This is a genomic window from Rhizobium johnstonii 3841 (genome assembly GCF_000009265.1).
In the GTDB taxonomy this organism is placed as follows: domain Bacteria; phylum Pseudomonadota; class Alphaproteobacteria; order Rhizobiales; family Rhizobiaceae; genus Rhizobium; species Rhizobium acaciae.
The window spans coordinates 17,638-44,373 of the sequence record NC_008380.1; the positions used below are offsets into that span (position 1 = coordinate 17,638).

The following is a 26,736-nucleotide window of genomic DNA, read 5'->3' on the forward strand; positions in this document are numbered from 1 at the left end:
GAGTGAACGAGACGCCTAAACCGAATTCCTTCCGTTCCGGCCCCGATGAAGATGGCCGTTTCGGCATTTATGGCGGTCGTTTCGTGGCCGAAACGCTGATGCCGCTGATCCTCGACCTGCAGGACGAGTGGAACAGGGCAAAGAACGATCCGGCATTCCAGGCCGAATTGAAACATCTCGGCGCCCATTATATCGGCCGCCCGAGCCCGCTCTATTTCGCCGAGCGGCTGACAGCCGAACTCGGCGGCGCCAAGATCTATTTCAAGCGCGAAGAGCTGAACCATACCGGCTCGCACAAGATCAACAACTGCATCGGCCAGATCCTGCTCGCCAAGCGCATGGGCAAGACCCGCATCATCGCCGAAACCGGTGCTGGCCAGCACGGCGTCGCCTCCGCGACCGTTGCCGCCCGCTTTGGCCTTCCCTGCGTCGTCTATATGGGCGCCACCGACGTCGAGCGTCAGGCACCGAATGTTTTCCGCATGAAGCTGCTCGGCGCGGAAGTCAAGCCGGTCACGGCAGGCAGCGGCACGCTGAAGGACGCCATGAACGAGGCGCTTCGCGACTGGGTCACCAATGTCGAGGATACCTATTACCTGATCGGAACGGCAGCCGGTCCGCATCCCTATCCGGAGATGGTCCGCGATTTCCAGTCGGTGATCGGCATCGAAGCGAAAGAGCAGATGCTGGCAGCCGAAGGCCGTCTTCCGGATCTCGTCATCGCTGCCGTCGGCGGCGGCTCGAACGCCATCGGCATTTTCCATCCTTTCCTGGATGATCCCTCTGTCAAGATCGTCGGCGTCGAAGCCGGCGGCAAGGGTCTGCAGGGCGACGAACATTGCGCCTCGATCACTGCCGGTTCGCCGGGCGTGCTGCACGGCAACCGCACCTACCTGCTGCAGGATAGTGACGGTCAGATCAAGGAAGGCCATTCGATTTCGGCCGGTCTCGATTATCCCGGCATCGGCCCCGAACATTCCTGGCTGAATGATACCGGCCGCGTCGACTATGTGCCGATCATGGATCACGAAGCGCTTGAGGCTTTCCAGACCCTGACCCGCCTCGAAGGCATCATCCCGGCGCTCGAGCCCTCGCATGCGATTGCCGAGGTGATTAAACGCGCACCGACGATGGGCAAGGACGAGATCATCCTGATGAACCTCTCCGGCCGCGGCGACAAGGATATCTTCACCGTCGGCAAGATTCTGGGAATGGGACTGTAAGACATGACCGCACGCATGGACAAACGCTTTGCCGAGCTGAAGGCCGAGGGCCGTCCGGCGCTTGTGACCTATTTCATGGGCGGCGATCCCGACTACGACACCTCGCTCGGCATCATGAAGGCGCTGCCGGAGGCAGGCTCCGACATCATCGAGCTCGGCATGCCCTTTTCCGATCCGATGGCCGACGGCCCGGCGATCCAGCTGGCCGGCCAGCGCGCGCTGAAAGGCGGCCAGACGCTGAAGAAGACGCTGCAGCTGGCGGCCGATTTCCGCAAGACCAACGATGCGACGCCGATCGTGATGATGGGTTACTACAACCCGATCTATATTTACGGCGTCGAGAAATTCCTCGACGACGCGCTCTTAGCCGGCATCGACGGCCTGATCGTTGTCGACCTGCCACCCGAGATGGATGACGAGCTCTGCATTCCGGCGATCCGCAAAGGCATCAATTTCATTCGGTTGGCGACGCCGACGACGGATGAGAAGCGCCTGCCGAAAGTCCTGAAGAACACCTCAGGCTTCGTCTACTACGTCTCGATGAACGGCATCACCGGTTCGGCGCTGCCTGATCCGTCGTTGGTTTCGGGCGCGGTCGAGCGCATCAAGCAGCACACCAAGCTGCCCGTCTGCGTCGGCTTCGGCGTCAAGACGGCGGAACACGCAAAAGTCATCGGCGGTTCGGCCGACGGCGTCGTCGTCGGCACCGCGATCGTCAATCAGGTCGCGACCAGCTTGACGCATGACGGAAAGGCAACGGCCGACACCGTTCAGGCGGTTGCCACGCTGGTGCGCGGCCTTTCCACAGGAACACGTTCGGCGCGCCTTGTTGCTGCCGAATAGTTTGCCCACATTGGCAATAAAGCATGTCGCGCAAAAGTGTGCAGCGGTTTTGCGGCAACGACATGCGGGAAACTAGGACCTAAAGCGTGGCAGCGAATCTGAAAGATCGCGACGCGCTTTAGACTATCAGGAGTATTCGAGTTGAACTGGATCACCAACTACGTTCGCCCGCGGATCAATTCCATGCTGGGCCGTCGCGAAGTGCCGGAGAACCTCTGGATCAAGTGCCCGGAAACGGGCGAGATGGTCTTCCACAAGGACCTGGAAGGTAACAAATGGGTCATTCCGGCGTCCGGTTATCACATGAAGATGCCGGCCAAGGCGCGCCTGGCCGATCTTTTCGACAATGGCGAGTTTGAATCGCTGCCGCAGCCGAAGGTCGCGCAGGACCCGCTGAAGTTCCGCGATTCGAAGAAATATAGCGATCGCTTGCGCGACAGCCGCCTGAAGACCGAACAGGAGGATACGATCCTCGCCGGTGTCGGAAAGGTGCAGGGACTGAAACTGGTGGCCGTTGTGCACGAATTCAACTTTATCGGCGGTTCGCTCGGCATGGCCGCCGGCGAGGCGATCGTCAAGGCTTTCGAGCGCGCGACGGCTGAAAAGTGCCCGTTGGTGATGTTCCCCGCTTCCGGCGGTGCGCGCATGCAGGAAGGCATCCTGTCGCTGATGCAGCTGCCGCGCACGACGGTTGCCGTCGACATGCTGAAAGAATCCGGCCAGCCCTATATCGTCGTGCTGACCAATCCGACGACCGGTGGCGTCACGGCCTCCTATGCCATGCTTGGCGATATTCATCTGGCCGAGCCCGGCGCCGAAATCGGCTTTGCCGGCAAGCGCGTGATCGAACAGACTCTGCGTGAAAAACTGCCCGAAGGCTTCCAGACCGCCGAATACCTGCTGGAACATGGTATGGTCGATATGGTCGTCAAACGTCACGATATTCCCGAAACGCTGGCGCGCCTCTTGAAGATCCTGACGAAGAAGCCGGTATCGGCGGCAAACGACATGAATGGCGGCGCGATCGCTCTGGCGGCGAGCGCCTGATAACCGACAAGCAGGCGGGGTGCCGAATTGATACCCAGAGGCCAAACCGCGGTGAGCGAGGCAGCACAGGAGATCGACAAGCTCATGGGATTGCATCCCAAGGGTTTTGATCTGTCTCTCGATCGCATCACTCGTCTTCTCGATGTGCTCGGCAATCCGCACAGGAAACTGCCGCCCGTGATCCATGTCGCCGGCACCAATGGCAAGGGGTCGGTCACCGCCTTTTGCCGCGCCCTGCTCGAAGCCGGCGGCTACAGCGCCCATGTCCACACCTCGCCGCATCTGGTCAATTGGCACGAGCGTTATCGCATCGGCGTCAAGGGCGGACGCGGACAGCTTGTCGACGACGCCGTCTTTGCCGAGGCCGTGCGTCGTGTGGCCGATGCCAATGCAGGACAGCACATCACCGTCTTCGAAATCCTGACGGCGGTCACCTTCATCCTGTTTTCCGAACATCCGGCCGATGCCGCGATCATCGAAGTCGGTCTCGGCGGCCGGTTCGACGCCACCAATGTCATTTCAGATCCGGCCGTCTCGGTGATCATGCCGATTTCGCTGGATCACCAGCCCTATCTTGGCGACAGGGTCGAGCTAATCGCGGCCGAAAAGGCCGGCATCATGAAGCCGGGATTTCCCGTTGTCATCGGTCATCAGGAATATGACGCAGCACTCGACGTGCTGATGTCGACGGCCGAACGGCTGCATTGCCCGAGCGCCGTTTTCGGGCAGGATTTCATGGCGCATGAGGAATATGGCCGCCTCGTCTACCAGGACGAATTCGGCCTTGCCGACCTGCCGCTGCCGCGCCTTCCCGGCCGGCATCAATATGCCAATGCCGCCGCCGCCATTCGTGCCGTCAAGGCGGCGGGTTTCACCGTCACCGAGACGATGATGGAAAAGGCGATGAGTTCGGTCGAATGGCCGGGCCGCCTACAGCGTCTGAGCGAGGGCCGGCTGCTGTCGCATGCGCCCGCCGGCGCCGAGATCTGGATCGATGGCGGGCATAATCCCGGTGCCGGCGAAGTGATCGCCGAAGCCATGGCCAATTTTGAGGAGCGCCAGTCTCGGCCGCTTTTCCTGATTATCGGCATGATCAACACCAAGGATCCGGTCGGTTATTTCAAGGCCTTTGCCGGTCTGGTCGAGAAGGTTTTCTGCGTGCCGATCCGCGGCAGCGAAGCGATGATTGACCCGGTGATATTGTCGAATGCCGCTTATGATGCCGGTTTGGTTGCCGAACCGATGTCGACCGTCGGCGATGCGCTGGAAGCGATAAAAGCCGTCGCCGATCCGGAGGCATTGCCGCCGCGCATCCTGGTCGGCGGCTCTCTCTATCTCGTCGGCGACGTGCTCGCCGACAACGGCACGCCCCCGAAATGAAGGCTGCGAAATGAAAAAAGCCCGGTCGAGCCGGGCTTTTTCGTCAATGTGATATAAATCCGTCGATATCAATCAGGCAGCGCTCGAAATCCAGTTCGAAAGAGCCGTCTTCGGCTTTGCGCCGACCGAGATATCGGCAACTTCGCCGCCCTTGAAGATTGCAAGGGTCGGAATGGAGCGCACACCAAACTGTGCGGCGAGTTCCGGATTCTCATCGATATTCAGCTTGGCGACCTTGACCTTGCCTTCCATCTCGACGGCGATTTCTTCGAGGCTCGGAGCAATCATCTTGCACGGGCCGCACCATTCGGCCCAGAAATCGACGACGACGGGTTCTGCGGATTCCAGAACTTCCGACTGGAAGTTATTGATATCGACTTTCACGGTAGCCATGGGCTGCTCCTTTAACGGAATTGGGTGTTGAACCACATGTGATGGTGCGGTGCCGAATTTTCAATGTCCGGTATTTCACTTTGTCTTGACCGCTGCAAGCGCCAAACCGAGCGCCTTTTCGCTCAGCGTGTAGAGCGAAGCGTTCTCGGTATAGACAAGCATGCAATCGATAAGCTTATCAGGATAGAGCGGCGTCAGGATCTCGCGATAGATCGCCAGCTGCGCCCGGTGCGCGAAGGGGATGGCCTCCTCTGTTGCCGGCGGCACCCGATTGGTCTTGTAGTCGAGAATGACGACGCGATCGGCAAGGACGGCAAGCCGGTCGATGCGGCCGGAGACGGCATAGCGCCGATCTTCGAGCGTCAATGTTCCCATGATCGAGACCTCGGGCTGGGCCTGTGCACCGAGAACAGCCTGCAGACCTTCCTCGTCCAATAGTTTCAGAACCGAATCGACAAGCTTGCGCCGCTCGACTTCCGGCCAGAATCGAGCCGCCCGTTCGGCATAGCGGCTCGCCGCATCAGGTCGCTCGGCAAGCGGAATTTCGGGAAGCGCCTGCAGCATGCGATGGATCAGCCTGCCTTTCTCCAGCGAACGATCGCTGTGCTCCTTCTCGCCGAACAGCGGCGAGACGACCAGCAGGCCGCCCTCGTCTTCATCGATAATCGTCCCGGCGCCGGAGGGGCTGAGCGGCCGGGGCAGCTCAGCCTGCGGCGGCAATGGCCGCAACAGGCCGTCGGGCAAGGTCTCCTCACTGCCGCGCTCTTGGCTGCGATCGATACGCTCAAAGCTTCGTTCCACCCGCGGCACGCGCCATTTGATGCCCGGCCATTCCCCATCGGAACCGGAGAATGTGGTCGCCTCCACATGCGGATGGTCGTCGTGCAGTGCCGTTGAAATCATCATATGCCAGGTGTCGTTGTTCACACGCACGCCACGATAGCCGCAGACGACCAGCCGGTCGGCGGCACGCGTCATGGCGACATAGAGCAACCGGCGATATTCCTCTTCCGCCAGCATCTGGATACGTGCGGCATCGTCCTGGGTCAGCGAATTGGCGAGATCGGAGACAGGAACCCAGACGGGCATCGGCGGCTCGTCGGGGCGGGTCTCGATCAGGCGAAGCTTCGGCAGATGCGTATGGGTGAAGGCCTTCGAACCGCCGTCGACGAGAAAAACGATCGGTGCTTCAAGACCCTTGGAGGCATGCACCGTCATGATCCGTACCTCGTTGCGCCCCTTGTCCTGCTCGCGCTTCATTACCGGGGCTTCGAGTTCCAGCGTCGAGATGAAGGATTGCAGACCGGGAAGGCCGGAGCTCTCATGGTCGAGCGTGAAGGTCAGGAATTCGTCGAGGATATCGCTGACCTCGGTGCCGAGACGGGCAAGGAATTGCCGCCGCCCGCCATAGCTACCCAGCACGCGTGCATAGAAATCGTGAACCGACAGGCTCCTGGACTGCCGGAGAAATAGCTCCAGCCGCTCGACGGCAGCGCGGAAAAGTTCGGTGCCGTCGGCGGCGAAGCTTCGGAGATGGCTCCAGAAGCTTTCATTGTCGCCGCGCAACGCGGCGATCGCAAAGATGTCGTCCTCCGAGAGATCGAAAAGCGGGCTCTTGAGCACGGCGGCGAGCGAAAGATCGTCTTCCGGCAGAAGCAGGAAACGGCCGAGCGCCAGCAGATCCTGCACGGCGATATGGCTGGTCAGCACCAGCCTGTCCGCACCGGCGACGGGAATATCGCCGCGGCGCTTCAACGCCCGCGTCAACGCATTGACGAAGGCGTCGCGCTTGCGCACCAGCACCAGAATGTCGCCGGCCTCGATCAGGCGCTCCTTGCCTTTGTCGACGATCGTTTCGCGGCCGACGAGCGTGCCGATCGAATGGGCGATCCGCCGCGCGAGGATTGCGGCCGGCGCGCTTTCCGGCGTCGCATCGAAGGGCGCCGTCCAGTCCTCCTCCTTCACCACCGCTTCCGGCGCAATCATCTCCCAGAGATCGACGGCGCCGGGATGCCCGATGCGGCTGGAACGATGCACGACCGGTTCGCCGAGCGCGCTGAGGCCGCGCGCGTTCTCGGGTGTCTTGAAAATGTGGTCGACCGCCTCGAGCACGTCGGCGGTCGAGCGGAACGACAGCGGCAGCCGCACGGAGGAAAAACTCTGCCCGCTATCGGAAACGCGCCGCCGCGTCCGGTCGCTCTCCTCGGAAAAACGCTCGGGCCGCGCCCCCTGGAAGGAATAGATCGACTGCTTTTCGTCGCCGACGGCAAACAACGTGCGCACGATCGGCCGGGCGCTTTCGCCGGAGAAGAAATCTTCGGCGAGCGACTGGATGACGCTCCACTGGATCGGGCTGGTATCCTGCGCCTCGTCGACGAGGATATGGTCGATGCCCCGATCGAGCTTGTAGTGGATCCAGGGACCGACGCCACTTTTGGTCAGGAGGTCGGCGGTGCGGGTGATCAGGTCCTCGAAATCGAGCTGGCTGCGCTGCTTCTTCAACTCCTCATAGTCGTGATTCAGCCGATCGGCGAGCACGAGCGCCGCATGCGTGGCGCCGTACATCCGCATCAGTTTCAGCCGGTCGCGGCTTGCTGCGACATGCGCGCGGGCAATGGCGATGGCCTCCGCCAGCTGCGGTGCCTCGGCAAGCATGGCCTTGACGAAGAATTGCGAGTCCGCCTTGGGCTCGCCCTTCACGGTCAGAAAGATTTTCTCGAGAAATTGCGCGCGCCTTGCGTCATCGCGCTCCCGCCCGGCGAGCCTGAGGCCATAGGCAACCTCCTGCGCCTTCGCACCGCCCTTCTGGTCGGCAAGCGAGAGATAAAGCTCTAACACGCTGCCCGAAAGCTCCGGCAAAGGCCAATATTGTGCCTCGATCCTGTCTTCCGTGTCGCCGACGGCAAGGCCGAGCCTTTTGCGCAGGACCATTTCCACGCCGCCCTGCTGTTCGGCCGCCGCCGTGAAACGACGAATGGCGTTGCGGTTGGCGACGATGTCGCCGAGCAGGTTCTCCAGTCCGGATTCGTCGCCGAGATTGAGCACGTAGGCGAATGCCTCGGCAAGAGCGCTGTCCTCGTCAGGTGCGGTTGCCGTCAACAGCGCCCGGCGCGCATCGGAAAGCAGCGCCACCGCCGCGCGATCGTCGAGAACCGAGAAATGCCCGGCAACGTTGGCTTCCAGCGGGAACTGATGCAGCAGTGCCTCGCAAAAGGCATGGATCGTCTGGATCTTCAGTCCGCCTGGTGTTTCCAGCGCCTTGGCAAACAGCCGGCGAGCCTCGGCAAGCTTCAGTCCGTCGGGAGCCATGCCTTCGATCTGCGTGATGCGCCGGCTGAGGTCCTCATCGTCAAGCACCACCCATTCCGCCAGCCGTTCGAAGACGCGGTTCGACATTTCCGACGCCGCGGCCTTGGTGTAGGTGAGGCATAAAATGGCGGAAGGCCGCGCACCTGATAGCAGCAGCCGGATGACGCGCTGTGTCAGCACATGCGTCTTGCCGGAACCGGCATTGGCCGAGACCCATGCTGAACGCAGCGGATCGGAGGCAATCGCCTGCTGGATCGTCGTCCAGCCGATCCAGGCGCCCGGATCGTCATCGTTGGGAAGGGCGGTCACATCACTCATCGCCGCTCTCTTCGGTTTCGGCCGTCGACCATTCGGAGACGCGGGCGAGATGATCATAGTCGCCGCCGAAATCGAATTGCTGGGCCGGGATCAGGCGCGAGGTAAAGCCTCTTTCGCTGGATTGCAGCAACCCCACGAATTTAACCAACTGGTCGATCGATTCGGCGGCGAGATCCATCGCCGATTTCGCCTTGTCGCTGCGCGCCGAGCTCTCGTTGTTGACGGTATCGACTTGAAAGCGGCTTCCCGGACGCAGACGCACATAGAGAAGCTCCTGCGGCACGAGGCTGCCGGCATCGCGAAAAGCGCCGGCGCTCAGGGCCGCCGCTTCAAGCGCAAGCTGCGGATCGAGAAGCACGCGTGCCTGCGCCGGCGAGGGATTGTAGCCGGTCTTGTAGTCGATGATGTCGGCCGAGTGTGGTCCTGTTATGTCGATCCGGTCTGCGACGCCGGTGAGCCGGATATTGATCGGCTCCAGCTCCATGCCGCCCCGCACCTCCGTCAGCGTTTTCAAGATGCCATGCCGGCGTCCAGCCTCCCATTCGAGGAAGGCGCGGGCCACCGCGCGAAAGCGCGGCCGCCACACGGCATCGATATGCGGCGGCAACTTTTCCATGTCGAAAAGCTCGGAAAGGACGTGCTCCATCGCCGCTGCCGCATCCGGTGTGCCGGCGATATGGGCTTCGCGGATAAAACGGTCGATGATCTTGTGGTAGAGCGTTCCGCGTTCGGCCGCACCCGGATCGCGATTGAACGGGTCGACGGGGTCGAGCCGCAGGATGCGACGGGCATAGATGGCATAGGGATCTCGGCGCAGCCGGCCGACTTCGCTGAAGGAATAGGATTTCGGCTGCAGCGCCAGCGGCGGTTTCGGCGAGGGTCGCTGCGCCGGCGCTTGGGCCTCGCCCCGATCGATGAGAGCGGCCCATTGGAGAAACCGGTTGCCGCGACCCTTCAATTCCGCTTCGAACGCTTCTCCGCCGAGCGCCAGCAGCCGCTGCAGCCAACGCGAGGCGACGGTCGGCGTCGAGCCCTGGCGCAGCGCGCGCGAATAGATCAGATGGCGTGTGCCGTTTGCCATCTCGAAATCATGTGCCAGCTGGCCGATGCGCCTCTCCGGCGGCTCGAGGCCGATTTCCGTCTTCATCATTCGCGGAATGAAGGGATTGTTGGCGGTCTGTCCCGGCCAGGTGCCTTCGTTCAGGCCACCGAGGATCAACGTATCGACGCTCTGCAGGCGGGCTTCCAACGTGCCGAAGATGAAGAGCCTCGGATGGCTGAGCGCCCGTGGCTTCACCGCATGACCGGCGGCAAGGGCTGCCATGATGTCGATCCATTGCGGTCCGTCGGCCTCCATCTGGCCGTCCGTATCGATCACTTCACCGAGCAGGGCGGCGAGGGCATCTCCCGCTTCGTTCGACCAGAGATCGGCGAGATTGCCTTGCGGATCGACTGCGACCGCTTCAAGCGAACGGCCGGTGCGCTCCGCCCATTCGGACAATGTGAAGCGCGTTGTTCTTCCACGATCTTCCGGCCGATGCCGCATCAGCGCCGAAGCCAGCGGCTCGGTCGCTTGTGCGACCCGGCGGGCAAGGTCGTATGCGGCGTCGGCGGCCTCAGGCGAAAGCGCTTTTCGCCATTGTGGCGCGTGCCTGTCCAGGGCCTGTTCGGCAAGTTGGTGAGCGAGCAACGGTTCCAGCGTGCTGATATCCACCTCTGCCACGCCACCGCGCAGTGCCAGCAGTTCAAGCGCCTCGGTAGCGGAAATCAATGCGCCGCGTTCCAGGCCGAAGCGGGCAAGCGGGTGTTTGAGCAGCGAGACGATCGCCACCGGATCACCCGGCCGCAGCGCTGCCTCCAGCAGCAATTGCAGCAAGGTACCCTGCGGCATGGCCGAAAGCGGTGTGCCCGCCGAATCGTCGGCGAGGATGCCGAAGCGGGAAAGCTCGGCCATCACCCGCCGAGCGAGATTGCGGTCCGGAGTGATGAGTGCTGCCCGGCTCTCGCTATCCTGTCCCGGTCTTTCCAGCGCAAGCCGGAGCGCGATGGCAATTGCGGTTGCTTCCTCGCGCTCATTGGCGGCTTCGATTAGCGAAATATCAGAGAACGCCGAAGTCAGCGCGCCGGCCGGCAGGTCGTTTTTCCACGCCCCCCAGTCGCTGGTCGCCTCCGCCGGAGCAAGGGCCCGCGACAGGATTTCGGCGCGCCGCTCAAGATCGGCCTCCGGTCTGTCGAGGAGCGTGACATCGGCGCGTGTCAGCTTCAGCCGCTTGAGCAGCACCGACAGACCATATTGCGGATGGCTCCGGCTTGCGGGATTGGCGTGTTGGCCGGGCGCCGGTTCCGGCGCGACCATCTGCCAGTGCCTTTCGGGCATGGAGAGATCGAGACCCGGAAGCACGATCACGCCTTCCGGCAGATGGGCGACGGCGGCAATGAGATCGGCGGTGGCGGGAACGGAACCCGTCGAACCGGCGATGATGATCGGCCCCGCAGGTTTCGTTGCCGAAAGCCGGCTTGCCTCGGCCCGGAGAATGGCGTTTCTGTGCCGCGCCGGCGAGGATTTTCCAAGTTCGGACAGCCGCTGCGGCCAGAATGCGCTGGCGATCTGCAGGAACTCCGCCGTCAACTGCCACCAGGCGGCATAATCGCCGGTATCGAGTTTCGACAGTTCCGACCAGTCGAGATCCTCGGTCTCGATGGAATCGATCAGCTCGGCAAGATTGCGAGCGAGCCAGATCGCATCCGCCGGGCTTGCCGGCGCGACGAGCGGCGAGTCCGAGTGAATGTGGCGGACGATCTCCGGCAGCTTGTTTCGCCAGGCGAGGATCAGGCGCGCCAACTCCAGCAGACGGGCGGTATTCGACAGCGGCTGGGCGAGATCGATCGTTGCCGGCAGCACCTCGTCGAAATAGCCGCTGTCATCGTCGGTTTCGCCGAGTGGACGGATGACCGGCAGGATCGCCGAGCGGCCGCCGAGCAGATCGACGAATTCCGAGCGCAGCACACGCACAGCGCGCCGGGTCGGCAGGTAGATCGTCACCTTGGCGAGCGACAGCGGATCATCGGCCTCGTGCCGGAAAAGCGGCGTCAGTCGGCCATCGCAAAGCGTCGTCGCCAGCATTTTCAGGAAGGGGAGGCCCGCCGGGATTGTCAGGATGCGTGGCTGCTGCCGCTCTGCCATGGCTCAGGCAAACGCCCGCAACCTGCGGATCGTTTCCTCCGCCTCGCCGATCGCCTCCGGCGTTCCGACAGTCAGCCAATGGCCTTCGAGTACCATGCCGAAAAGCCGTCCGCGCGCGATCGCCTTGTCGAAATAGATATTGAGGTTGAAGGCATCCTTCGGTGCATCGTCGAGCAGCGACGGGTTCATGACGATCGCGCCGGCATAGACGACCGGATTGGACGGATCGTCGCGATAACGTGTCAGCTGGCCATCGGCCGCGAGGCTGAAGTCGTTCTTGCCGTTGTGACCCGTCGTATCCTCGATTCCAACGCAAAGCAGCGCCATATCCATTCGTTCGGCATTGAAGAATCCGGCTAAGCGTTGAAGATTCGTCGGCCGCCCCTGCTGTTCGCCGATCCAGAAGAGATCGGCGTTCATGACGAAGATGTTGTCGCGGTTAAGCAGCCTCAATCCCTTCGCCAAGCCGCCACCAGAATTCATCAGTGCGTCCCGCTCGTCGGAAATGACGATATCGAGGCCGTGATATTTCCCAAGATGGTCGAGCATCTGATCGGCGAAGTGGTGGACGTTGACGACGGCCCGTTCGACACCGGCCGCCACCAGCGAATCCAGTGCGTAGTCGATCATCGGCTTGCCGTCGATCTTCACCAGCGGCTTCGGGATCGTATCGGTGATCGGGCGCATGCGGGTTCCGAGACCCGCGGCCAGTACCATAGCTTGTCTGATGGTCATCCTGATCCGGAACTTATGATTCGCTCTGGCCTATTCCAGCCCTTGTGCACCAATCGCGCAAGGGGGCAAGCGTTTCATGCTCAAGCGCGACGTTCAGATAGGAAAGCGTGCGCGGCATGTGTTTCAGATAGCCCGGCTTGCCGTCGCGCTGCAATAGGCGCACCCAAAGACCAGCAAGCTTGCAATTGCGCTGCGCCGACATGATTGCCCAGGCTCTCATGAAGCCGTCTTCGTCGAAACTGCCCTGTGCGCGGCGAAGCCCCAGATAATCATCCATCAGCTGCCGGAAGAGGCCCGGCTCGATCGTTACACGGGCATCCTGGACGATCGAGGCGAGGTCATAAGCCGTGGGGCCGATCATCGCGTCCTGGAAGTCGATCAGGCCGATCTTGCGAATACCGCTTTCACGTTCGCGCCAGATGATATTCGGCGAATGGAAGTCGCGCAGCAGCAGGTTCTTCTCGGCCGTTGCGAGCTCATCGATGAGTGCATCCCAGATCGCCAGATATTCCGTCCGTTCGACTTCCGTTGCGGGGGCGCCCTGACGCTTCCAGGGAAGGTGCCAGTCGAGCACCAGCCGAACCTCCATCTTCATCGCCGTGCGGTCGAAATCAGGAATATGATGGACATGCCTCTTTCCAACAGGGATGTGCTGCGGAAATTTCAGGGCGTGCAGTCTGGCCAGGCAGGCAACGCTTTCGCGATAGCGTTCTATAACCGGCTGCCCGTGGGCATCCAGCACGCCTTCGCTGCCGAGGTCTTCGATCAGCAGGATACCCTTGTTATAATCCACCTTGTAGACTTCGGGCGCCGCAAAGCCGTCTTTGCGCAGCGCATCGGCGATCGCCACGAACGGATAGGCGTTTTCGGCAAGATGCGCGACTTTGGGATAGGGTTTGCCATCCAGAACCGGCGGGCCTTCGGCGAGTGGCGGCCAGTCCATCAGGATGATGCGCTGGTTCTCGGCCTTCGGATAAATCGCCTCATAGGCGCGTAGCGAGGCATCACCGGTCAGAAATCGGCGTTTCGCTGCGGGGTAACCGGCGGTATCGAGGAAGTCGCGGATCGCCAGGACACGGCGGATGCGTGTATTTTGCGCGCCAGCGGCTTCGATTGTTGCCCGGCGGCCGCTGCCTTCATGCGCCAGCGTCAGCGCGATGCGCTCCGCGGGCAGTTCGCTCTGCGCCATCTCCGGCCATTCGACGAGACAGATGCCATTCTGCAGGGCCTCGTCGAAGCCAAGCTCCGTCAGTTCGGCCGGATCGCCGAGCCGGTAGAGATCGAAATGCGAAACGGCGATGCGCAGATCGTAGGATTGTACCAGCGTGAAGGTCGGGCTCGGGACCTCGAGCCCCTCGTCATCGGCCATGGCGCGCAGGATCGCCCGGGCGAGAGAGGATTTCCCCGCGCCGAGATCGCCGGAAAGGGCAAGGCAATCGCCGGCTTTCAGGGCCAGCGCCAGGTCTTCACCGAGGCGGATGGTAGCCGCCTCGTCTTTCAGGAAAAGTGAGATCGCATCGCCGGTCGTCATTCGGCAGCGGCGGAATGCGGTACATCGACCGAGGGGATACGGCAGACGACGGTCGTGCCCTTGCCCGGCTCGCTGTCGATCGTCACATCGCCATGATGCAGACTGACGAAGCTGTCGACGATCGAGAGGCCGAGGCCGGCACCGCCGCGTTTGCCGCTCTTCGCTCCCGTGGCAAAACGGTCGAAGACGGTCGCGATCATGTCAGGCGAGATGCCGGGGCCGCGATCACTGACGGCGAAGACGAAATCCGTGCCTTCGCGATGGCATTCCAGCGAGATCGAGGTGCCTTCGGGCGAGAAATTCGCCGCATTGGACAGAAGCTTCAGAAGGATCTGCTTCAGCCGCTGCGGATCGGCAACGATCGAGCCGAGATAGGCGGGTGCGGTGATTTCAAGCGCGACACCGCTTTCGTGGAGGCGATCGGCGATTTGCATCGAGACGTCGTCGAGCAGATCGTTGAGATCGATATCCGCATAATTGAGGCGCATGATGCCGGCATCGACGGTCGCAAGGTCGAGAATATCGTTGACGAGCGTCAAGAGAACCGAGGATGAGGTCGAGATGTGGTCGATATATTCGGCCTGCCGTTCGGTAAGCGGCCCGACGCCGGGCGTGCGCAGGAGATCGGTGAAGCCGATGATGTTGGTCAGTGGCGAACGCAGTTCATAGGAAACGTGCTGGACGAAGTCGTTCTTCAGCTCGTCGGCCTTGCGCAACGCTTCGTTCTTCTCGGTCAGCGCGCGCTCGGCACGCACGCTGTCCGTCATGTTGACGAAGGTCAGCATGGTCTGCGCGTTCGGCAGCGGGATGACGGCATAGTCGAGCACGAGGCCGGAGAAGAGTTCCAGCGTTCCCTGGCCCGAGCGGCGTTCGTCGTCGAAGCTGGTGATCAGTTCCGCGAAGGTCTTCCAGCCGTCCGGCCGGTCATAGGACGGCGTGCAGGCCTCGCCGAGCGCACGGATATGGGTGCCGGGCTTGGCTTCGGTTTCGGTGATCCCCCAGAGCGCGCGGAAGGCGGGGTTGGAAAGGCGGATGCGTCCATCAGGACCGAACACCGCCACACCCTCGGAAAGATGGTCGATCGTTTCGCCCTGCACCTTGACCAGCGTGTTGTAGCGCGTTTCGAGATCGACCTGTTCGGTCAGGTTTTCGAATACCCAGGTGGCGCCGCCCTGCGGATGGGCGGTCGCAAAGACCCGCAACGTCTGCCCGTTCGGCAGGTGCCAGAGATCGGATTGCGTGTCGAGGGCGCGATAGACGGAAAGCGCGGCTTCCTTCCAGCTTTTCCAGTTGAGCTGGTCCGGCAGCTTCTTGGCCGCCCGCAGCCGCTCGAGCAGCTCGCTATTATCAGGTCGGCCTTCGAGGAAGGCGATATCCAGCTCCCAGAGCGCGACGAAGGCCTGGTTGTAGAATTGCAGCCGGCGGTCGCCGTCGAAGATGGCAACCGGCGTGGCGAGATGGTCGAGCGTTTCGGCATGGCTCTTCAGCGTCCGTTCCAGCTCGGCGCGCACTGCCTCTATGTCGGACACATCGATCGCGATGCCGGCCGAGCCGCCGGGAACCCTGACGTCGACGACGTCGAAGAATGTGCGATTGCCGCGCACGACCGTCGAGATCTTGTCGTGGAAGGGCGATTCCGGCGTCGTCGTGGCGCGAATGCGTTCGCGCGCGACGGTCGTCAGCATCTCGCGGCCTTCATTGATCGCCTGCTGCGGCGATCGTGCTTCGACCGCCTCGCCATAAGCCTGGTTGACCCAGGTGAGACGGCCCACCGGATCGCGCTGCCAGGCCGGCATGTCGATCGCGTCGAGCATGGTCTGGAAGGCGGAGATCGAGGTCATCAGCCGGTCGCGCTCGATCCTGAGCTCTGCGAGTTCGGCGCGCAAATTGTTGAGCGCCACGAAACGGACGAAGGCACGCCCGCCGGAAACCCGGCCCTGCGCCTCGAGGATTTCGTCGCGGATGGTTTCGACCACCATGTCGAAGCTCTGCGCCTCGTCGCGCAGCCGGTCGATCGCCTTTTCCAGCTCGGAAGCCGAACGTGACTTCAGCCACAGGCCGAAGGCCAGGAATTCGCCGTCTTGCGGCGCGCCGGTTTCGGGCGGAAGCTGGCCGAGCAGTTCGGGGCGCGCATTGCCGTCCCAGATGACGATCCGCCGGTTCTTGTCGGCGATCAGAGCCTGGTATTGCGAAATGCGCTGCTGGGCATCGGAGAGAGCCGAGCGGATTTCCCGGCTCTCGTTTTCCAGGTTGCCGCGCTGACGCACGAGCCACAGCGTCGACAGCAGTGCTGCCGATATGACGCCGATGACGACGGAAACACCGACGACCTGCGAGGATGTGAAGAGGTGAGCCGTGGCCGCCGCCTGCTGCTCCGCCTGTGCCAGGGCCGGCCGCGCCAGCGTGGCAAGCGCCGTGCCGGCCGCGCAGCTTTTCAGGAAGCGCGCCAATGGTCCGTGCTCTTGCTTTGCGGCCTCGTGCGCCGTTGCAGATTTATATCCTTGGCCTGCCATAAGCGGGCGGCGATCGGCGCGAGCGCCATCATCCGCCTGACCAGGCAGGCTGCTTTTCAGTTCCGACATCCGCGGTATGTCTCCGTCCTTCAATGTGCCGCATTACGACAAGACATCCCATTTTCGCAGCGGTCGGACAGGGTCCGGCGCCACGAATCAAGTCTTAAAACAATACTTCGGAAGGGAATCTGCGGGAAGGGAGCGTCCAAAAAATAAGCCGCGGCATTTGTCAATGCTGCGGCTTCTACATCTTGTGGATATTAACGATCAGATCAATATCTGTAGTGGTCGGACTTGAACGGGCCCTTCGGCGAGACGCCGATATAGGCAGCCTGTTCCTCAGAAAGCTCAGTCAGCTTCACGCCGAGCTTGTCGAGATGCAGGCGTGCGACCTTTTCATCGAGGTGCTTCGGCAGGATATAGACCTGGTTGGAATACTGGTCGGGCTTGGTGAAAAGCTCGATCTGCGCCAGCGTCTGGTTGGTGAACGAAGCCGACATCACGAAGGACGGATGGCCGGTGGCGTTGCCGAGGTTGAGCAGACGGCCTTCGGAAAGAAGGATGATGCGGTTGCCCTTGGGGAATTCGATCAGGTCGACCTGCGGCTTGACGTTGGTCCACTTGAGATTGCGCAATGCAGCGACTTCGATTTCGTTGTCGAAGTGACCGATATTGCCGACGATCGCCATATCCTTCATCGCCCGCATATGGTCGATGCGGATGACGTCCTTGTTGCCGGTGGTGGTGATGAAGATATCGGCCGAGGAAACGACGTCCTCGAGCAGAACGACTTCGTAACCGTCCATCGCAGCCTGCAATGCGCAGATCGGATCGGCTTCGGTCACCTTGACGCGGGCGCCGGCGCCGGAGAGCGAAGCGGCAGAACCCTTGCCGACGTCGCCGTATCCGCAGACGACGGCAACCTTGCCGGCCATCATGACGTCGGTGCCGCGGCGGATGCCGTCGACCAGCGATTCCTTGCAGCCATACTTGTTGTCGAACTTCGACTTGGTGACCGAGTCGTTGACGTTGATCGCCGGGAAGGGCAGCAGGCCCTTCTGGCTGAGCTGGTAAAGGCGGTTGACGCCGGTCGTCGTTTCCTCGGTGACGCCCTTGATCGCGTCGCGCTGCTTAGTGAACCAGCCAGGCGAAGCGGCAAGGCGCTTCTTGATCTGTGCGAAGAGGATTTCCTCTTCTTCGGAATGCGGGTGAGACAGCACGTCCTCGCCGGCTTCCGCGCGGGCGCCGAGCAGGATGTACATGGTGGCGTCGCCGCCGTCATCGAGGATCATGTTGGAAAGGCCGCCATCGGCCCACTGGAAGATCTTGTCGGTGTAGACCCAGTAATCCTCGAGCGACTCGCCCTTGATGGCGAAGACAGGCACACCGGAAGCGGCGATCGCGGCAGCGGCATGATCCTGCGTCGAGAAGATGTTGCACGAGGCCCAGCGGACTTCGGCACCGAGCGCGACCAGCGTTTCGATGAGCACGGCCGTCTGGATGGTCATGTGCAGCGAGCCGGTGATGCGCGCGCCCTTCAACGGCTTTGTCTGGCCGAATTCGGTGCGGCAGGACATCAGCCCCGGCATTTCGGTTTCGGCGATCGTAATTTCCTTGCGGCCGAAATCCGCAAGACCGATATCGGCGACGACATAATCTTTTTCAGTGCTCATAGAGGCCTCCAGGCTGAAAACGTCTCAAAATTGGCGCAGGCGCGAAGATGACCCGCGTGCAAGCGCACGGCATGTCCGCCGTTTAGCAGGCTTCGCCGGTGATGGCAATAAGGATATAAAGAAGTCTTTATATGTTTATATGAGCTCGATCGGAGCTCACATCTCTTCGCCAAACCTATTCTGGATCAGCTGGTCCAGGGCCTCCAGCGCTTCCTCGGCCTGGCTGCCGCTCGCCGAGACGACGACGCTCGAGCCGGGGCTTGCCGCAAGCATCATCAAGCCCATGATGGAGGTTCCGCCGACCGTCATTCCATCCTTGGAAACGGTGATGGCGGCATCGAAGGTCTCGACCATCTGCACGAATTTGGCGGAAGCGCGCGCGTGAAGACCGCGCTTGTTGATAATGAGGAGTTCCCGGGAGAGCGATGTCATGAAGGCCCGTTATTTTCCGCTGAGCACACGGCTCGCGACATTGATATATTTCCGCCCGGCTTCGGAGGCCTCCACCAGCGCCTTCTCCATGTTGTTCTCGCCGCGCACCCCGGCAAGTTTGATCAACATCGGCAGGTTAACGCCGGCAATGACTTCGGTATGGCCGCTGCTCATGACTGATATGGCGAGATTGGACGGCGTGCCGCCGAACATGTCGGTCAGGATGACGACGCCATGGCCATCATCGGCACCGGAAACCGCTTCCAGAATGTCCTGTCGTCTCTGGTCCATGTCGTCTTCGGGGCCGATACAGACCGTCTCGATGAATTTCTGAGGACCGACGACGTGCTCGACAGCATGACGAAACTCTTCAGCCAGCTTGCCATGCGTGACAAGCACAAGTCCGATCATGATATTACTGCTCCCATAGACGCAAACGGTGGACCCAATATCGCAATGCAGCAATTACGTCCACCGGTGGGGGCACATCTTGGCTATGAAAAGCCGAAGTGCAAGATAAAAATGCGAATATATAAGGCAGATTGACCAATCCGGAAGGCCTCAGCGCCCGATATCCGGCACTTTTGCCATCAGGATCGCAAGGGGTGAGCAGACGCCTGTGAGCAACCGCAATGCTGGAAGCGAAAAATCGGCGGCAAGGCTCACCATTTCGCCCTCGGGAGGTATCCGGTTTTCACCGGTAGCGCTGCCTGGAAGCACTGCATAATGCATGGTCGCCTTGGGGATATGGTCCTGATGAACGATGCCGGTGCCGCGAAGCTCGATCAGCCCGGTGATCGACGGCGGGCACGTGGCGATCACCGCGCCGGCCTCCGCTGAGAGAAGAACCTGGTCGTCGGCGACCAGCGCCGTGAACAGTCCGAGGCGGCGCGCCTCGGTCATGCAGGTGAAGGCCAGCATCGATTTGCCCCAGCCGGAGGGGCCGCTGAACAACAGCCCCGTCTTGCCGACGACGATCGCCGTCGCATGGACGTTGAAACCTGCCTCGGTCATGCTGCGGCGCCGATCGGTAAAGAGAGGATGAAGCGCGCGCCGAGTATATGCCCGCTCTCGGCATCGGTGATGTTTTCGGCTCTCAGCGAACCGCCATGCGCTTCGGCGATCTGCCGGCTGATCGACAGGCCGAGCCCCGAATTCTGGCCGAAGCCTTCCGCCTCCGGCCGGTCCGTATAGAAGCGTTCGAAGATGCGGTCGATATTTTCCGCCTGGATGCCGGGGCCGTTGTCTTCGATCGTGGTGACGCAGCGCGAGCGTGTCCGCACCAGCCGCACGGTAATCTTGCCGCCCTTTTCCGGCACGAAAGAGCGGGCATTCTCGATCAGGTTGGCGATGATCTGGCCGATGCGTAGATCGTGGCCGTTGACGACGAAGCGCGTCTTGACGTTCGGCTTGCGTTCGATCGCATATTCGATTTCCACTTGCTTCTTGGTGCTCCTGACCTGGCGCGAAACCTCGATGAGGTCGCGCAGCAGCACCTCCATGTCGACGGAGCCGGCATCGACGCGTGCGAGTTCGGCGTCGAGACGGGAGGCGTCGGAGATATCGCTGATCAGCCGGTCGAGGCGGCGGACATCGTGCTGGATGACGTCCATCAGCCGCTTCTTGGAATCGTCGGATCGGGCAAGGGGCAGCGTTTCGACGGCGCTGCGCAGTGAGGTCAGCGGGTTCTTGAGCTCGTGGCTGACATCGGCTGCGAAACTCTCGATCGCATCGATGCGGTCGTAGAGCGCCGTCGTCATCTCGCGCAATGCGATCGAAAGGTTGCCGATTTCATCCTGGCGGGCAGAGAAGTCGGGAATTTCCTCACGCGTCTTGGCGCCGCGACGGACGCGGATGGCCGCCGCCGAAAGGCGGCGCAGCGGATTGGCGATGGTCGACGACAGTACCAGCGAAAGCAGCACGTTGACGAGTGTCGCCACGCCGAAGACGCGCATGATGGCAAGCCGCTCGGCATGGACGATATTGTCGATGTCGCCCGCTTGCGTCGACAACAACAGCACGCCGAGCACGGCGCGGAAGCGCTGGATCGGCACGGCGACGGAAACGATGAGTTCACCTTTTTCGGTGGTGCGCACGACTGCGCCGCGCACGCCGGTGAGCGCGTTCATTACTTCGGGATAGATCGAGCCGTCGCCGCCCGGCGCTTCCTTATAGAGCGGCAGATTGCCGGGCTGCAACGCCTTGTTGAACAGGGTGGCGAACCACTCGCTCCAGGTCTGTTTCTCTTCCTCCACCGGCGGCAGGTCGAAGCGCAGCACCTGGCCGCGCGAATAGAGATGGCGCGAATCGAGCAGCAGGTTGGCATCGGCATCGAAGATGCGGGCGCGCGTGCGCGTCGGAGAGATCAGCCGGCGCAGGACCGGCGCGACCTTTTCGGGATCGATCGGGAATTCAAGGTCCTCGTCGTTCGGCACCGGGGTGATGCTCTGGCCGGCCTGCAGCTCGAGCAGCTTCTGCGGATCGATGGTGATCGAGTTCGTATCGACCGACGCGGAGGCCGAAACGGCGCCGGCGATGATTTCGCCCTGCGTCAACAGGCTTTCGGCGCGAGCATCGATCAATCCCTCGCGGAACTGGTTAAGGTAGAGAATGCCGCCGACGAGCACCACCAGCGCGACGAGATTGAAGAACAGGATGCGCCGCGTCAGGCTCGAAAAGACGGCATTGCCGAAGATGCGGCGGATCAGGGTAAAGGGATGCGACCAACGGCGGCCTCGGACGCGACGGGTGCTCACGCCCTCCGCATCGTCCAGATCCCTTTCCTGCACCAACTGTGCCAATGACAGGCCCTTTCGGAGGGCGGGGCCGGATGGACCGGCCCGCAGCCCTCAACATTTCCGACAGCGCCGCGCGTTTTTTCAGACGCGCAAAGGACGCTGCGACATTTTGAACTGCTGCATAATTTAATCCTTAAATCGATGCCGATTTAGGAATTATGCAGGAGCGCGCTGCGCCGCTCGGGGCTCAGGCTGCTTCGCGGAAGCGGTATCCCACTCCGTAGAGTGTTTCAATCATATCAAAGTCGGTGTCGACCATCTTGAATTTCTTGCGCAGCCGCTTGATGTGGCTGTCGATGGTCCGGTCGTCGACATAGACCTGTTCGTCATAGGCTGCGTCCATCAGCGCGTCGCGGCTTTTGACGACGCCGGGGCGCTGCGCCAGCGAATGCAGGATCAGGAATTCGGTCACCGTCAGCGTCACGGCCTCGCCTTTCCAGGTGCAGGTATGGCGTTCCTGGTCCATGACCAGCTGTCCGCGCTCCAGCGAGCGGGCCTGCTGCACCGCGCCGTTCTTCGGCGCGCCGGTGGGGCTGGTGCCGGCGGCGGCGGCTTCGCGGCTTGACGCGCGGCGCAGGACGGCGCGCACGCGCTCCACCAGCAGACGCTGCGAAAACGGTTTGGTGATGAAATCGTCGGCGCCCATCTTCAGGCCGAAGAGTTCATCGATCTCCTCATCCTTGGAGGTAAGGAAGATGACGGGAATATCCGACTTCTGCCGCAGGCGGCGCAGCAGTTCCATGCCGTCCATGCGCGGCATCTTGATGTCGAAGATCGCCAGCTGGGGCGGTCGCGCCAGCAGGCCGTCGAGCGCCGAAGCACCATCCGTATACGTCTCGACCTTATATCCTTCGGCCTCCAGTGCGATTGACACCGAGGTGAGGATGTTGCGGTCGTCATCAACGAGCGCGATTGTCGGCATGGTGTTGGTCTCCGTCATCAGTGCGCAATCTCCCGGATTTGCTCTCCCCAGGCGGTCTCAGTGACCGGATGCGCTTATGGAGGATAAAGGTGGAACAAATTGTGGCAAAGATAAAGGGGAAGATTGCCGTAAAATTTGCGAGCAATCTTAAGTAGCACGTCAAAGTGTTTGAACGCGACCTATTCAAACGATTTAAAATTGCGGCGATAAATTTAAATCGATTAATTATTTGATATCACTGCATTTTTCCAAGTTCTTCATCTTGTGTTTTAAAATTTCTGCCCGTATTTTCGCAATCAGTTTTAACGGCAGCGAGCCTGAGCGAAGGGAACTAGCCATGGAAATGTTCGGAGTTCATAACCCGGCAATAGAGCTGGCAACGGTGGGATTGGGCGGCGCAGCCAGCGTTCGCTACAACTTTTCCGCCGCCGCGCTCTATGAAGAAGCGATCCGCCGGGGCGAAGCCGAACTGACCGCTCAAGGCGCATTGCGGGCTATCACCGGCCAGCACACCGGCCGTTCGCCGCGCGACAAGTTCGTCGTTCGCGATATCAATACCGATGGCGAAATCTGGTGGGACAACAACAAGCCGATCTCGCCGGAGCATTTCGCCGTGCTGCGCGACGATATGCTGGCGCATGCCGCGGGCAAGGAGCTTTTCGTCCAGGATCTCGTCGGCGGCGCCGAGGAAGGCCATGCCCTGCCGACCCGCGTCGTGACCGAATTCGCCTGGCATTCGCTGTTCATCCGCAATCTGCTGATCCGCCCCGACACTGCAGCGCTGTCCAGCTTCGTGCCGAAGCTGACGATCATCGATCTGCCGAGCTTCAAGGCCGATCCGGCCCGCCACGGCTGCCGTTCGGAAACGGTGATCGCCTGCGATCTCACCAACGGTCTCGTCCTCATCGGCGGCACCTCCTATGCCGGCGAAATGAAGAAATCGGTTTTCACCGTGCTCAACTACCTGCTGCCGGCCAAGGGCGTGATGCCGATGCATTGCTCGGCCAATGTCGGCCCGGACGGGGACGCGGCGGTCTTCTTTGGCCTTTCCGGCACGGGCAAGACGACGCTTTCGGCCGATCCGGCCCGGACGCTGATCGGCGATGACGAACACGGCTGGAGCGAGAACGGCATCTTCAACTTCGAAGGCGGCTGCTATGCCAAGACGATCCGCCTCTCGGCCGAAGCCGAGCCGGAAATCTATGCGACAACGCAGCGTTTCGGTACCGTGCTGGAAAACGTTGTGCTGAACGAAAGCCGCGAGCCGGATTTCAACGACGGGTCGCTGACTGAAAACACCCGTTGCGCCTATCCGATGGACTTCATCCCGAACGCTTCGAAGACGGGCCGCGCCGGGCATCCGAAGACGATCATCATGCTGACCGCCGATGCCTTTGGCGTCATGCCGCCAATCGCGCGATTGACGCCTGATCAGGCGATGTATCACTTCCTCTCCGGCTACACCGCCAAGGTGGCAGGCACCGAAAAGGGTGTCGTCGAACCGGAAGCGACCTTCTCCACCTGCTTCGGCGCGCCCTTCATGCCGCGGCATCCGGCCGAATATGGCAATCTGCTCAAGGAACTGATTGGTCGTCATGGCGTCCAATGCTGGCTTGTCAATACCGGCTGGACCGGCGGCGCCTACGGCACCGGCAAGCGCATGCCGATCAAGGCGACGCGTGCGCTTCTCGCTGCCGCCCTGAGCGGCGAACTTGGACAGGTGGAATTCCGTGCTGATACGAACTTCGGCTTCGCCGTGCCGGTCTCCGTCCACGGTGTCGATGGCAGCATTCTCGATCCGCGCTCGACCTGGGCCGACAAGGCAGCCTATGACGCGCAGGCCGAAAAGCTGGTCTCGATGTTCATCGCGAACTTCGCCAAGTTCGAAAATCATGTCGACGGCGGCGTCCGCGATGCCGCCCCCGGCGTGAAAGTCGCTGCAGAATAAGACGAGATTTCTGACTCACGTGAAACCCGGCATCGCAGGATTGCCGGGTTTTCCTTGTTGACGGCCGATATTTTCAATTCGCTGCCGATGTGAGATAGAACGCCGCATGGCTAGCGACGCGCTCTATATCGATGACAGGATCACCATCGCGGGATGGGAGCTGACGGAACAGTTCGTTCTGGCGGGCGGTCCCGGCGGGCAGAATGTCAACAAGGTCTCGACCGCTGTCCAGCTGTTCTTCAACATCGCGAATTCGCCGTCTCTCAATGATCGTGTCAAAACCAATGCGATCAAGCTCGCTGGCCGGCGTTTGTCGAAGGATGGCGTGCTGATGATCGAGGCCAGCCGGTTTCGCAGCCAGGACCGCAACCGCGAGGATGCGCGTGACCGGCTGAAGGAACTGATCCTCGAGGCCGCCAAGCCGCCGCCGCCGCCGCGCAAGAAGACTAGGCCGACCAAGGGTTCGGTCGAACGCCGCCTGAAGGAAAAATCCGGTCGCTCGGAAGTCAAGAAAATGCGCGGCCGTCCCGGCGGCGGCAGTGGTGAGTGACATGCCGGAGCTCTTGAGCGGCATCCGCCATCTCCCCGGTTACCTCGACCGAGCGCGTCAGGAGGCATTGGTCGAGGTGATCCGCACCGTCGTCGCCGAAGCGCCGCTTTATGTGCCCGCCATGCCCGGCACCGGCAAGCCGATGTCCGTGCGCATGACCAATTGCGGGCCGCTCGGCTGGGTGACGGACAAAGAGCGCGGCTATCGCTACCAGCCGACACACCCGGCAACCGGCAGACCCTGGCCCGATATGCCGCAGCAATTGCTCGATATCTGGAATGACGTTTCGGGTTACGACAAGCCGCCGGAAGCCTGCCTCGTCAATTTTTACTCCGACGAAGCGCGCATGGGCTTGCATCAGGACAAGGACGAACAGGATCTCAAAGCCCCGGTCGTCTCGATCTCGCTCGGCAACAGCTGCCTCTTTCGCGTCGGCGGCCTCAGCCGCAATGATCGCACGCTATCTTTCAAGCTTTCGAGCGGTGATCTGGTGGTGCTGGGCGGTGAGGGGAGGCTATGTTTCCACGGCGTCGACCGTATCCATCCGGCGACGTCGACGCTGCTGAAGAATGGCGGCCGCATCAATCTGACGCTCCGCCGCGTCAATCCCTAGAGCTTGCTATAGTTTTCGCAGCGCGACCTGCTCGATCAGATGATCCTTGCCCTTTTTGAGGATGAGATCGGCGCGTGGACGCGTCGGCAGAATGTTCTGCCGCAGGTTCTTCAGGTTGATGTTTGCCCAAAGATCCTCGGCGATTTCCAGCGCTTCCGCGTCGCTGATCGAGGCATAGCGATGGAAATAGGAATTCGGATCGCGGAAGGCGGTCTCGCGCAGCCGCATGAAGCGCGTGACGTACCAGTTGTGGATCTCGTCTTCGGCGGCATCGATATAGATCGAGAAGTCGAAGAAGTCGGAGACCATCGGCACGATCTTGCCGCCGGCCGGCAGGTCGCGCGATTGCAGCACGTTGATGCCCTCGAAGATCAGGATGTCGGGCCGGTCGACGATCTTGTATTCGTCAGGCAGCACGTCGTAGACGAGGTGCGAATAGCTGGGCGCCTTCACATCCGGCCGTCCGGCCTTGATCGCCGAGAGGAAGCGCAGGATCGCACCCGTGTCGTAGCTTTCCGGAAAGCCTTTTCGCTGCATCAGCTTTTCCCGCTGCAGCACGGCGTTCGGATGCAGGAAGCCGTCGGTGGTGACGAGATCGACCTTCGGGCTGGAAGGCCAGCGCCCCAGGAGCTCCTTGAGGATACGGGCGGTGGTCGATTTTCCCACCGCCACCGAGCCGGCGATGCCGATGACGAAGGGCGTCTTCGTCACATCGGACAGGCTGAGGAAGCGGTTGCGCTGTTCAAACAGCATCTGCGAGGATTCGACATGTGCCGAGAGCAGCCGGGACAGCGACAGATAGATGCGCCGGACCTCGTCGAGATCGATTGGATCGCCCATCGAACGCAGCCGTTTGACCTCGTCGCTCGTCAGCGTCAACGGCGTGTCGGCGCGGAATTTTGCCCATTGTTCGGAAGAGAAGAAGTGGTAGGGCGAATAGGATTCCGACTGGAAGTGATCCAACGTTTCCGGCACTCCGATAATCTCAGTCGCGATACTCATGAACTCTGCCGGCTGGCCTTTTCCTTGAGGCCGGACTGCGCGGTTCTGCGCTCGAGCTCGGCCATGACATTCTCTAACGGTATTTCAGCAATCTTCAATACGACCAAAAGGTGATAGAGCACATCGGCCGCCTCATAGGTCAGATTGTCGCGGTCGCCGGTCACCGCCGCCATCACGGCTTCGATCGCTTCTTCGCCGAGCTTCTTCGCCGCTTTCGGCTGGCCGCCGGCCACGAGCTTGGCTGTCCAGGATTGCTCCGGAGGGGCTTTCGATCGTTCTGCGACGATGCTTTCGAGATCGGAAAGGGAAAATCCGCTCATAG

21 protein-coding genes are annotated in these 26,736 nt (G+C 61.5%); 7 read left to right on the top strand and 14 right to left on the bottom strand.

Annotation, left to right across the window (positions count from 1 at the left end; translation table 11 throughout):
* Positions 1–2: 2 nt before the first annotated feature.
* From trpB to RL_RS00120, 4 genes are all read left to right on the top strand, one after another.
* Positions 3–1,223, top strand: coding sequence for a tryptophan synthase subunit beta (trpB, locus tag RL_RS00105; RefSeq protein WP_011649851.1), 1,221 nt, complete (start codon positions 3–5; stop codon positions 1,221–1,223).
* Between the two features lie 3 nt (positions 1,224–1,226).
* Positions 1,227–2,066, top strand: coding sequence for a tryptophan synthase subunit alpha (trpA, locus tag RL_RS00110; protein ID WP_011649852.1), 840 nt, complete (start codon positions 1,227–1,229; stop codon positions 2,064–2,066).
* Between the two features lie 141 nt (positions 2,067–2,207).
* Positions 2,208–3,113: an acetyl-CoA carboxylase, carboxyltransferase subunit beta gene (accD, locus tag RL_RS00115; RefSeq protein WP_003544116.1), complete on the top strand. Its 906-nt coding sequence runs from the start codon at positions 2,208–2,210 to the stop codon at positions 3,111–3,113.
* Between the two features lie 27 nt (positions 3,114–3,140).
* Complete coding sequence (locus RL_RS00120; RefSeq protein WP_011649853.1) at positions 3,141–4,493, top strand: bifunctional folylpolyglutamate synthase/dihydrofolate synthase; 1,353 nt, start codon at positions 3,141–3,143, stop codon at positions 4,491–4,493.
* Between the two features lie 72 nt (positions 4,494–4,565).
* Here RL_RS00120 and trxA read toward each other — a convergent pair whose 3' ends face one another.
* From trxA to RL_RS00180, 12 genes are all read right to left on the bottom strand, one after another.
* Entirely contained in the window at positions 4,566–4,886 is a 321-nt protein-coding gene (trxA, locus tag RL_RS00125) for a thioredoxin (protein WP_003544118.1), read from the bottom strand.
* 75 nt (positions 4,887–4,961) lie between these two features.
* Entirely contained in the window at positions 4,962–8,513 is a 3,552-nt protein-coding gene (gene addA, locus RL_RS00130; RefSeq protein WP_011649854.1) for a double-strand break repair helicase AddA, read from the bottom strand.
* Positions 8,506–11,697 (bottom strand): double-strand break repair protein AddB, encoded by a 3,192-nt coding sequence (gene addB, locus RL_RS00135; protein WP_011649855.1) that lies wholly within the window; start codon positions 11,695–11,697, stop codon positions 8,506–8,508. Before addB ends, addA begins: the two co-directional genes overlap by 8 nt.
* 3 nt (positions 11,698–11,700) lie before the next feature.
* Positions 11,701–12,432 carry a nucleotidyltransferase family protein gene (locus tag RL_RS00140; RefSeq protein ID WP_011649856.1) on the bottom strand — a complete coding sequence of 244 codons (732 nt, stop codon included), beginning with the start codon at positions 12,430–12,432 and terminating at the stop codon, positions 11,701–11,703.
* 13 nt (positions 12,433–12,445) lie between these two features.
* On the bottom strand, positions 12,446–13,963 hold the full coding sequence (locus RL_RS00145) for a bifunctional tRNA (adenosine(37)-N6)-threonylcarbamoyltransferase complex ATPase subunit type 1 TsaE/phosphotransferase (protein WP_011649857.1): 1,518 nt from the start codon (positions 13,961–13,963) through the stop codon (positions 12,446–12,448).
* Positions 13,960–16,545, bottom strand: coding sequence for a sensor histidine kinase (locus tag RL_RS00150; protein WP_011649858.1), 2,586 nt, complete (start codon positions 16,543–16,545; stop codon positions 13,960–13,962). The genes RL_RS00145 and RL_RS00150 overlap by 4 nt, the downstream gene beginning before the upstream one ends.
* 203 nt (positions 16,546–16,748) lie before the next feature.
* Positions 16,749–18,149 (bottom strand): adenosylhomocysteinase, encoded by a 1,401-nt coding sequence (ahcY, locus tag RL_RS00155; RefSeq protein ID WP_011649859.1) that lies wholly within the window; start codon positions 18,147–18,149, stop codon positions 16,749–16,751.
* 156 nt (positions 18,150–18,305) lie between these two features.
* Positions 18,306–18,581, bottom strand: a complete 276-nt coding sequence (locus RL_RS00160) for an HPr family phosphocarrier protein (protein ID WP_003544133.1) — start codon at positions 18,579–18,581, stop codon at positions 18,306–18,308.
* Positions 18,582–18,590: 9 nt separating this feature from the next.
* Positions 18,591–18,992: a PTS sugar transporter subunit IIA gene (locus RL_RS00165; protein WP_003544139.1), complete on the bottom strand. Its 402-nt coding sequence runs from the start codon at positions 18,990–18,992 to the stop codon at positions 18,591–18,593.
* Between the two features lie 150 nt (positions 18,993–19,142).
* A complete protein-coding gene (locus tag RL_RS00170) occupies positions 19,143–19,595 on the bottom strand; it encodes an HPr kinase/phosphorylase (protein WP_011649860.1) in 453 nt (150 codons plus the stop codon).
* Entirely contained in the window at positions 19,592–21,382 is a 1,791-nt protein-coding gene (locus RL_RS00175; protein WP_011649861.1) for a sensor histidine kinase, read from the bottom strand. The genes RL_RS00170 and RL_RS00175 overlap by 4 nt, the downstream gene beginning before the upstream one ends.
* Positions 21,383–21,566: 184 nt before the next feature.
* The gene (locus RL_RS00180) at positions 21,567–22,301 is read right to left on the bottom strand and encodes a response regulator transcription factor (protein WP_011649862.1); all 735 of its coding nucleotides are present in this window, start codon (positions 22,299–22,301) and stop codon (positions 21,567–21,569) included.
* 337 nt (positions 22,302–22,638) lie between these two features.
* Between RL_RS00180 and RL_RS00185 the strand changes: the two genes are divergently transcribed.
* The 3 genes from RL_RS00185 (at position 22,639) to RL_RS00195 (ending at position 25,412) form a co-directional block, all read left to right on the top strand.
* Complete coding sequence (locus RL_RS00185) at positions 22,639–24,249, top strand: phosphoenolpyruvate carboxykinase (protein ID WP_011649863.1); 1,611 nt, start codon at positions 22,639–22,641, stop codon at positions 24,247–24,249.
* A 106-nt stretch (positions 24,250–24,355) separates the two neighbouring features.
* On the top strand, positions 24,356–24,799 hold the full coding sequence (gene arfB, locus RL_RS00190; protein WP_011649864.1) for an alternative ribosome rescue aminoacyl-tRNA hydrolase ArfB: 444 nt from the start codon (positions 24,356–24,358) through the stop codon (positions 24,797–24,799).
* Between the two features lies 1 nt (position 24,800).
* Positions 24,801–25,412, top strand: coding sequence for an alpha-ketoglutarate-dependent dioxygenase AlkB family protein (locus RL_RS00195; RefSeq protein ID WP_011649865.1), 612 nt, complete (start codon positions 24,801–24,803; stop codon positions 25,410–25,412).
* Positions 25,413–25,418: 6 nt separating this feature from the next.
* On the opposite strand, the gene coaA is transcribed toward RL_RS00195, so the two are convergent.
* Together coaA and RL_RS00205 are read right to left on the bottom strand one after the other, a co-directional pair.
* Positions 25,419–26,414: a type I pantothenate kinase gene (coaA, locus tag RL_RS00200; protein WP_003544165.1), complete on the bottom strand. Its 996-nt coding sequence runs from the start codon at positions 26,412–26,414 to the stop codon at positions 25,419–25,421.
* The gene (locus RL_RS00205; RefSeq protein ID WP_011649866.1) at positions 26,411–26,734 is read right to left on the bottom strand and encodes a phosphoribosyl-ATP diphosphatase; all 324 of its coding nucleotides are present in this window, start codon (positions 26,732–26,734) and stop codon (positions 26,411–26,413) included. Before RL_RS00205 ends, coaA begins: the two co-directional genes overlap by 4 nt.
* Positions 26,735–26,736: the final 2 nt, after the last annotated feature.